Origin of the sequence: Agromyces seonyuensis (assembly GCF_009789225.1) — a bacterium.
Lineage (GTDB): Bacteria > Actinomycetota > Actinomycetes > Actinomycetales > Microbacteriaceae > Agromyces > Agromyces seonyuensis.
In genome coordinates, this window is record NZ_WSTA01000124.1 from 1 (window position 1) to 8,604 (window position 8,604).

General features: G+C 71.6%; 6 protein-coding genes. All 6 read left to right on the top strand.

Annotated elements, in window-relative coordinates:
* Positions 1 to 145 precede the first annotated feature (145 nt).
* Positions 146 to 826 (top strand): MtrAB system response regulator MtrA, encoded by a 681-nt coding sequence (mtrA, locus tag GB864_RS17405; RefSeq protein ID WP_160426957.1) that lies wholly within the window; start codon positions 146 to 148, stop codon positions 824 to 826.
* A gap of 7 nt (positions 827 to 833) precedes the next feature.
* On the top strand, positions 834 to 2,453 hold the full coding sequence (mtrB, locus tag GB864_RS17410; RefSeq protein ID WP_336604068.1) for an MtrAB system histidine kinase MtrB: 1,620 nt from the start codon (positions 834 to 836) through the stop codon (positions 2,451 to 2,453).
* Positions 2,450 to 4,129, top strand: coding sequence for an LpqB family beta-propeller domain-containing protein (locus GB864_RS17415; protein WP_160426958.1), 1,680 nt, complete (start codon positions 2,450 to 2,452; stop codon positions 4,127 to 4,129). The genes mtrB and GB864_RS17415 overlap by 4 nt, the downstream gene beginning before the upstream one ends.
* A 90-nt stretch (positions 4,130 to 4,219) precedes the next feature.
* On the top strand, positions 4,220 to 4,939 hold the full coding sequence (locus tag GB864_RS17420) for a ComF family protein (protein ID WP_160426959.1): 720 nt from the start codon (positions 4,220 to 4,222) through the stop codon (positions 4,937 to 4,939).
* Between the two features lie 17 nt (positions 4,940 to 4,956).
* Positions 4,957 to 5,664, top strand: a complete 708-nt coding sequence (hpf, locus tag GB864_RS17425; RefSeq protein WP_336604069.1) for a ribosome hibernation-promoting factor, HPF/YfiA family — start codon at positions 4,957 to 4,959, stop codon at positions 5,662 to 5,664.
* A 232-nt stretch (positions 5,665 to 5,896) separates the two neighbouring features.
* Positions 5,897 to 8,604: preprotein translocase subunit SecA (secA, locus tag GB864_RS17430; protein ID WP_160426960.1), on the top strand; the 2,708-nt coding region annotated here is incomplete at its 3' end.

Below are 8,604 nucleotides of genomic sequence, written 5' to 3' on the forward strand. Positions count from 1 at the left end.
GGCCGCCGCCGTCCACACCGCGCCCGCACAGGCGGCCAGGACCGGCGGCCGCGCGGGCGCGGCCGCCGGGCTCCGGCGGGCCGCGAACGGCTAGGCTGTCCCGAACGGGACCGTGGCGTCCCGGCCGACTCGACTGGAACCCCGCATGACCCAACGCGTCCTCGTCGTCGACGACGACATCGCCCTCGCCGAGATGATCGGCATCGTGCTGCGCTCCGAGGGCTTCGAGCCCGTGTTCTGGGGCGACGGCTCCGGCGCGCTCGGCGCGTTCCGCGACGCGAAGCCCGATCTCGTGCTCCTCGACCTCATGCTCCCCGGCCTCGACGGCATCGAGGTGTGCAGCCGCATCCGCGCCGAGTCGGGCACCCCGATCATCATGCTGACGGCGAAGTCCGACACGGCCGACGTGGTCCGCGGCCTCGAGTCCGGTGCCGACGACTACATCGTGAAGCCCTTCAACCCGAAGGAGCTCATCGCCCGAGTGCGCACGCGGCTGCGGCCGAGCGCCGACGCCGGCTCCGAGTCCATCCGCGTGGGCGATCTCGAGATCGACGCGGCCGGGCACGAGGTGCGCCGGGGCGACGAGCGCATCGGCCTCACGCCGCTCGAGTTCGACCTCCTGCTGACGCTCGCATCGAAGCCGCAGCAGGTCTTCACGCGCGAGATGCTGCTCGAGCAGGTGTGGGGCTACCACTACAAAGCCGACACCCGCCTCGTGAACGTCCACGTGCAGCGCCTCCGCTCGAAGATCGAGCACGACCCCGACAACCCGCGGATCGTCATGACCGTGCGCGGCGTCGGGTACCGGGCCGGCGCGAGCGCGTAGGCGGCCGGTGTCCGGGACGACCGCCGCAGCCGGCCGATCGCTGCGGTCGGCCGTCGATCGGCTGCGCGCGCTGTGGCGGCACTCGCTCCAGTTCCGCACGGTCGCCGTCACGCTCGCGCTCTCGACCCTCGCGATCCTCATCATCGGGCTCTCGCTGCTCTACTCGGTCTCGCAGAACCTGACGCAGTCGGGCATCGCACAGGCGCGGGCGACGTCGGAGGCGGCGCGGGCGAACGCGCAGGCGATCCTCGAGGCGTCGGATGCCACCGACCGGGCCGCGGTGCAGTCGGCCTTCAGCGCCGCCGTCGACGCCGTCATCGCGACGGCCGGCACGAGCGACGTCGCGCTGCGGCGCGTGCCCGGCGAATCGAGCTCGTTCTCGCTCCCGCTCGATCGCGAGAGCCCGGTCGTCTCCGAGGCGATCACCCCGGAGCTGCGCGAAGCCGTCCAGCAGAACCCGGGGGAGAGCTTCTCGCAGTCGGTGAGCCTCGCGGGCGTCGACGGCCCTGAGCCGGGCGTGATCGTCGCCTCCGACCTCGTCGTCTCGGGCAGCACCCGCTACGAGCTCTACATCGGCTACTCGCTCGCCGAGGCGCAGGAGACGCTCTCGTTCATGCAGCTCGTCGGCGGCTTCGGCGCGATCGCGCTGATCCTCATCCTCGGCGCCATCACCCTCGTCGTCGTGCGCTTCGTGATCGACCCCATCCGCACGGCGGCCGACACGAGCCGCCGGCTCGCGGCCGGCGAGCTCGACGTGCGTCTGCCCGAGCGGGGGGAAGACGAGCTGTCGACGCTCGCACGCTCGTTCAACGACATGGCCGAGTCCCTGCAGGACCGCATCGGCGAACTCGCCCACCTCTCGACGATGCAGCAGCGCTTCGTGTCGGACGTCTCGCACGAGCTGCGCACGCCGCTCACGACGATCCGCCTCGCGGGCGATGTGCTGCACGGCAAGGTCGACGAGTTCGACCCGACGACGGCGCGCACGGTCGAGCTCCTGCACACGCAGACGGAACGCTTCGAACTGCTGCTGGCCGACCTCCTCGAGATCTCCCGCTACGACGCCGGATCGGTCGAGCTCGCGAGCGAGCCGACGAACCTCGTCCACCTCGCCGGCGACGCCATCGAGTCGATGCGCACGCTCGCCGCGGAGCACGGCAGCGAGATCGAACTGCGCGCGCCCGGCGGCCACCTCGACGCGGAGGTCGATCCCCGACGGGTGCGCCGCATCGTGCGGAACCTGCTCGGCAACGCCATCGAGCATGGCGAGGGCCGCCCGATCCTCGTCTCCGTCGACAGCACGTCGGAGGCGGTCGCGCTCTCGGTGCGCGATCACGGCATCGGGATGACGCCGGAGGACGCCGCGCGCGTCTTCGACCGATTCTGGCGCGCCGACCCGTCGCGTACCCGCCGGATCGGCGGTTCGGGCCTCGGACTGGCGATCTCCATGGAGGACGCCGTCGCCCACGGCGGCCTGCTCGACGTCTGGTCGTCGCCGGGGGAGGGGTCGGTGTTCCGCCTCACCATCCCCCGACGCGCGGGGCTCGAGGAGGTGCGGCCGCCGCTGCTGCTCGGCCCGGACGACGAGGGCGAGCCGATCCGGCTGCCACGAGGGGGAGCCGCATGATCCGCCGACGTCTCGCACGCACCTCGCTCGCTCTGCTCGCCGCGCTCGCGCTCCTCACCGGATGCGCGTCGATCCCGGACTCCGGTCCGGTGCAGGCCTTCGACCCCGACACCTCGTCCGGCCGCGGCAACCTCGCGCTGCTTCCGGACGGCCCCGCACCGGGTGCGGAGCCGGAGGCGATCCTCCGCGGCTTCATCGACGCGGCGACGAGCCCGACCGGCAACTACCAGGTCGCCCGCCAGTTCCTCACCCCGACGTTCGCGGACGAGTGGCTGCCGCAGTCGAGCGCGACGATCGATCTGCTCGCCGACCGCGAGTACGAGGAGGTCGCCGCGGACGCGTGGCGCGTCCAGGCGAGCCCGATCGCCGCGCTCGACGGAGCAGGCGTGTACGAGGCGGCCGAGTCGTCCGCGGCCATCCCGCTCGACTACAGGTTCGAGGAGGTCGACGGCGAGGTGCGCATCTCGAGCGCGCCGCAGGGCGTGCTCATCGACTCGTCGAACTTCGACCTCGTCTACGCTTCGCACACCCTCTACTTCTATTCTCCGGGCTGGAGCGACCTGGTCCCCGACATCCGCTGGTTCGCCGACCGCGCGTCCGTGCAGACGAGCATCGTCCGGATGCTGCTCGCCGGTCCTGCCGATTGGCTCGAGGGCGGCGTCGAGAACGCGTTCCCGGCCGACCTGCGGCTCTCGCCGGATGCGGTGCCCGTGACCGGCCGCGTCGCGCAGGTCGAGCTGACGGGGACGCCGCCGACGGACGCCACGACCCTGCAACGCATGCGGCTGCAGTTGACGACGAGCCTCGCCGGGGTGCCGAGTATCTCGAGCGTGCGGTTCGTGGTGAACGGGGAGACGGTCGAGCCCGAGGAACTCGACCCTGAGCCCGACGACGTCATCCGCATCGACCCGCGTTCGCTCGTCTTCGACGGCACGGTCTTCGGCCACCTCGACGACGGCGAGATCCAACCGCTCGCCGGGATCTCCGACCAGGTCGTCGCGCTTTCGCCGACGGCGGCGAGCGCCGGACCGGGCTTCGACGTGGTCGCGGTGCGCGCCGCCGACGGCACCGTGCACGCCGTGCCGCGCGGGAGCCCCTCGGTCGTGATCGACGAACGCGGCGGACTCGTCGAGCCCGCTGTGGACTCCCGAGGGCTCATCTGGACCGCGCAGTCCACGCACCCCGGGTCGATGCGGTGGTCCTCGATCGACGGCGAGCGGGGAGACCTGGCCACCGCGTGGCCGGGATCCGCCCTCGACGGCTTCGCGATCTCCCGGGACGGCACCCGTCTCGTCGCGCTCGTGGAGGTCGGCGGCCGCTCGCAGCTCTTCGCCGCCGCGATCATGCTCGACGAGTCCGGTGTGCCGGTCGCGATCGGCGATCCGATCCGGATCGGGAGCGTCGAAGGCGGCGGGGCCGACGTCGTCTGGGCGGACTCCGGCACCGTCGTCGCGCTGAGCGGGTCGTCGGCGACCACGCTGACGACGATCGAGGTCGGCGGCGCCTCGGCGATCCGCAGCGGACCGGAGGGTGGCGTCGCGCTCGATGCCGGCAACTCGGCCCGCGACACGCGCGTGCTGCGCTCCTCCGGCGAGCTCGACGGGTCGAGCGGGGTCGGCTGGCAGGTGCGCGCGGAGGGCATCCGGCTCGTCGCGACGCAGTTGCAGCCGCAGTAGCCTCTCCTCCCGGTCACCGGTTCGCGCCCCCGGGTCCCGGTCGGCGTCGACCGGCAGGTGCGGAGGACGGCATGCGCGGAGCATCCGGGGATGCCCACCCCTCGATTCCACCGCCTGCTGCTCGACGCCCTGGCCGTTCTCCTGCCCGTCGCTTGCGCAGGCTGCGGGGCCGACGGCGCGACGCTCTGCGCCGACTGCAGCGGCGCCCTCGCCGCGCACCCGTTCCGATTCGTCCTCGGCGACGTGCTCGCCTTCGCCGCGACGGACTACGACGCTCCGATCGCGCGCATCCTGCACGCGGGGAAGGAGGAAGGGCGCACCGACGCCCTGCGCGCGCTCGGGCCGCTCCTGGCGGCCGCCGTCGCCGCGGCGCTTCGCGACGAGGAGGTGCGGGGCGCGGGCATCCGCCCCGGCGTCGTCGAGCTCGCGAGCGTGCCGTCGTCGTCGGCGGCCGGGGCGTCCCGGGGGTACCGGCACGTCGACCGGATGCTCGCGGGCGCCGGGCTCGCGGCCTCGCCGGTGCTGCGCTCGGATCGCGAGCGGGCCGACCAGGCCGGGCTCTCCCTCGAGGACCGCGCCCGCAACGTCGCGGGCGCGTTGAGCGCCCGGAGCCGGCTCGACGGTCGCGTATTCCTCGTCGTGGACGACGTGGTGACGACCGGGGCGAGCGCCGGCGAGGCGATCCGGGCGCTGCGCGCGGCCGGCGGCCGGGTCGTGGGCGCCGCCTTCGCCGCACGCACCCCGCGGCGTTCGCCGGTTCGGAGCGAACGCGGAGGTAATCCCCGTGACATTGCGGGCGGTCGGCGTTAGCGTGAAGTACGGCGCGGTTGACCCGCCTCAGAACCCAGGCGGGAGCCGGCCGGGAGAGCGAGGTCGTCATGGAACTGCACATCGTCGGACGCAACCTGGAGGTCACCGATCGATTCCGCGACTACGTCGAGGAGAAGGCCGAGAAGATCGGCAGCCTCGACGGGAAAGCGGACACGCTCCACATCAAGGCCACTCGCCACAACGAGCGCAACAACGCCGCGGTCCCCGACCGCGTCGAGCTGACGCTCGTCGGCAAGGGGCCCGTGATCCGAGCGGAATCGGACGGGGTCGACAAGTACGCCGCCTTCGATGCCGCGCTCGCGCGGCTGCTCGAGCAGTGCCGCCGTGCGAAGGACCGCCGCAAGGCGCACCGCCCGCACCACGGCAGCGTGTCGCTCGGCCGTCAGGCCGAGAGCGGCTTCGCCGACGTCGCCGTGCAGGCGGCGACCGTCGAGGTCCTCGAGCAGGTCCGCACCGGATCGATCCCCGCGATCGACGAGCTCGAGACGGACGAGACCGACGAGTACAGCCCTGTGGTGATCCGGCAGAAGGTCTTCGCCGCGACGCCCATGAGCGTCGACGACGCGCTCTACTACATGGAGCTCGTCGGGCACGACTTCTATCTGTTCGTCGACGCCGAGACGGCTCGGCCCTCGGTGGTCTACCGCCGCAAGGGCTGGGACTACGGCGTGATCGGACTCGATACGACGCCCGCGGCCGACTGAGGTCGCCGCTGCGGCATCGCCGCACGCGGAGCGCACGGCGCCCGGACCGTTCCGAACGGTCCGGGCGCCGTGCTGCGGGGAGTCGGATGCCGTCCCCGGCCACGTCCGCCGGGGCGGGCACGCCCAGGTCGCACGCCGGTAGCATGGATATGATTGCCGTCTGCAAGGCGGCTTCGGGCGCGCCCGAACACCCCGCTGGGGTATCGCGCCCGACGACTACGGGAGAGCATTCGTGGCTTCGATTCTGGAAAAGGTCCTCCGCGTCGGCGAAGGCCGCACGCTCAAGCGGCTCGAGAACTACGCCAAGGCGATCAACGCCCTCGAAGAGGACTTCGAGACCCTCACCGACGAGGAGCTCAAGCACGAGACCGTCGAACTGCGCGAGCGCTACGCGTCCGGCGAGAGCCTCGACGACCTCCTGCCTGAAGCGTTCGCCGCCGTCCGCGAGGCGAGCCGCCGCACCATCGGCCTGCGCCACTTCGACGTGCAGCTCATGGGCGGTGCGGCCCTCCACCTCGGCAACATCGCCGAGATGCGCACCGGCGAGGGCAAGACCCTCGTCGCGACGACCGCCGCCTACCTCAACGCCCTCACGAGCCGCGGCGTCCACGTCATCACCGTCAACGACTTCCTCGCGGGCTATCAGTCGGAGCTCATGGGCCGCGTGTTCCGCGCCCTCGGCATGACCACGGGCTGCATCGTGGCCGGCCAGTCCCCGGCCGAGCGTCGCGAGCAGTACGCGGCCGACATCACCTACGGCACGAACAACGAGTTCGGCTTCGACTACCTGCGCGACAACATGGCCTGGCAGGCCTCGGACATGGTGCAGCGAGGCCACTACTTCGCCATCGTCGACGAGGTCGACTCGATCCTCATCGACGAGGCACGCACGCCGCTGATCATCTCCGGCCCCGCGTCGGGCGAGGCGAACCGCTGGTTCACCGAGTTCGCCAACCTCGCCAAGCGGCTCGTCGCCGGCGAGGACTACGAGGTCGACGAGAAGAAGCGCACCGTCGGCGTGCTCGAGGGCGGCATCGCGAAGGTCGAGGACTACCTCGGCATCGACAACCTCTACGAGTCGGCCAACACCCCGCTCATCTCCTTCCTCAACAATGCGATCAAGGCCAACGCCCTGTTCAAGCGCGACAAGGACTACGTCGTCATGAACGGCGAGGTGCTCATCGTCGACGAGCACACCGGCCGCATCCTCATGGGGCGCCGCTACAACGAGGGCATCCACCAGGCCATCGAGGCCAAGGAGGGCGTGCAGGTCAAGGCCGAGAACCAGACCCTCGCCACGGTCACGCTCCAGAACTACTTCCGCCTCTACGACAAGCTCTCGGGCATGACGGGCACCGCCGAGACCGAGGCGGCCGAGTTCATGTCGACCTACAAGCTCGGCGTCGTCGCCATCCCGACGAACCGGCCGATGCAGCGCATCGACCAGGCCGACCTCGTCTACAAGAACGAAGAGGTCAAGTTCGCGCAGGTCGTCGAGGACATCGTCGACCGCCACAAGGCGGGCCAGCCGGTCCTCGTGGGCACGACGAGCGTCGAGAAGAGCGAGTACCTCTCGCGTCTGCTCGCCAAGAAGGGCGTGCGGCATGAGGTGCTCAACGCCAAGAACCACGCGCGCGAGGCCGCGATCGTCGCCCAGGCCGGCCGGCACGGCGCCGTCACCGTCGCGACGAACATGGCCGGTCGAGGCACCGACATCATGCTCGGCGGCAACGCGGAGTTCATCGCCGTGCAGCGCATGCACGAGCAGGGCCTGAACCCCACCGAGACGCCGGACGAGTACGAAGCCGCCTGGGACGGCGTCTTCGAGCAGGTCAAGGCCGAGGTCGAGGTCGAGGCCGAGAAGGTCCGCGACGCCGGCGGCCTCTACGTGCTCGGCACTGAGCGCCACGAGTCGCGCCGCATCGACAACCAGCTCCGCGGCCGCTCCGGCCGTCAGGGCGACCCCGGCGAGAGCCGGTTCTACCTCTCGCTCACCGACGACCTGATGCGCCTCTTCAACGCGGGCGCCGCCGAGACGCTCATGTCCCGCGGCGTGCCCGACGACGTCGCGATCGAGTCGAAGGTCGTCACGCGCGCGATCCGCTCCGCGCAGGCGCAGGTCGAGGCCCGCAACGCGGAGATCCGCAAGAATGTCCTCAAGTACGACGACGTCCTCAGCCGCCAGCGCGAGGCCATCTACGGCGACCGCCGCGCGATCCTCGAGGGCGACGACCTGCACGACCGCGTGCAGCGCTTCCTCGAGGACGTCATCGACGAGGTGCTCGACCAGCACACCGCCGAGGGCACGGCCGACGAGTGGGACTTCGACGCCCTGTGGGCCGAGCTCAAGACCCTCTACCCGGTCGACATCACGATCGACGAGGTCGTCGCGGAGACCGACGGCAAGGGCCGGCTCACGCGGGAGGTCCTGCACCGCGAGGTCCTCTCCGACGCGAAGCTCGCCTACGCCCGCCGCGAAGAGCAGCTCGGCAGCCCGGCGATGCGCGAGCTCGAGCGTCGCGTCGTGCTCTCGGTCATCGACCGTCGCTGGCGCGACCACCTCTACGAGATGGACTACCTCAAGGACGGCATCGGCCTGCGCGCCATGGCGCAGCGCGACCCGCTGGTCGAGTACCAGCGCGAGGGTTTCGCGATGTTCCAGCAGATGATGGGCTCGATCCGCGAGGAGACGGTCGGCTTCCTGTTCAACCTCGAGGTCGAGGTGCAGGCGCCGAGTGCGGGCACCCCGACGGTCCAGGCCCGCGGCCTCTCGCAGGCCGGCGCCCCGCAGGAGAAGCTGAGCTACACGGCGCCGAGCGACGCCGGCGGCGTCGAGGTGCGCAACCAGCGCGGGCAGCTCCAGCAGGCGGCGACCGCACGGGCGCAGCGCGTCGCGGGCGAGCAGGCGCAGCGGAGCCGGCAGCAGCAGGGCGCCCCGGC